The following is a 974-nucleotide window of genomic DNA, read 5'->3' as shown; positions in this document are numbered from 1 at the left end:
GGGGCTGCGCGCCTGCAGGTAGTTGTCGTTGGCGCCGACGAGGCGCAGCAGGCCGTCGGCATGATCAGCCGTGCGCTCGCGCACGACGAAGCGCTTGCGCGTGGCCGTGAAGGCCGTCCACGGCCGCTGGCTGTCGCCGATGACGCCGTTGACGATGCGTAGCTGCATGAAGCCCGCGGCGGCCGACGCACCGGCCGCGGTGACGAGGGCGTCGAGCAGGTCGTTCTTCTCCAGCACGAAGTCGATCACCAGGCCGAGGCGGCGCATCAGGTGGGGGTGGTCGCCGTAGCTGGCGATGCGCTGGTGGAAGTCGAAGTCGGGCTCAACAGGCGAGGCCTCCACGCCGGTGAAGCCGGGGCGGCGCATGGCCTTCTGCGCGGCGGTCGGCACGCGGCGGTTGTAGAAGCGGTCGCTCTGCCACAGCGCGTACTCGCCCGGGCCGCTGAACTGCTCCATCAGCACGGCGCGCTTCTCGCGGTCGGCCGGGTCGGTGGCGATGCTGCCGTTGCGGATGAGGGCCGGGTCTTCCCACTGCGGCGGCAGCGCGCGCAGACGGAAGGTGGTGGTGCCGCCCTTCTGTCCCGGCATGCGGGCCGGCGCGGGGATGCAGCTGTTGGCGTTGAAGACGCTGCCGTCGATGGCGCGGTCATGGGCCCGTGAATTGCCGCGCAGCGCATGGAAGCGCCCGAAGCCGGGGAAGGGGACCTCGATGGTGCGATTGCCGAAGTCTTGCTTCAGCGTGCGCGTGCCGAGGTCGGTGAGCAGGCCCTTCAGCGCCGGATCGGCCGCGCGCCAGGGCAGCAGCACGGGGTGGTCGCCATCGCCCGCCGTCTRTGCGAGCTGGGTGTAGTGCTGGCGCAGCAGGCCCAGCACGCTGCGCACCGGGTAGGAGCGCAGGTTCTTGGCCGAGATGTCCATGAAGGTGAAGGGCGCCACCGGCAGGTCGGCCGGGAAGAGCTGCTTCCACAGCGCGC

At 71.0% G+C, this 974-nt stretch carries 1 pseudogene; it reads right to left on the bottom strand.

The window, feature by feature from the left end:
* Window positions 1–974: pseudogene (locus ACXJKR_RS33505) on the bottom strand (hypothetical protein); the annotation flags it as partial.

Source organism: Roseateles sp. P5_E11, assembly GCF_054049355.1.
The sequence above is the reverse complement of the archived record's forward strand: the minus strand, read 5'-3'. Positions and strand labels throughout refer to the sequence as shown.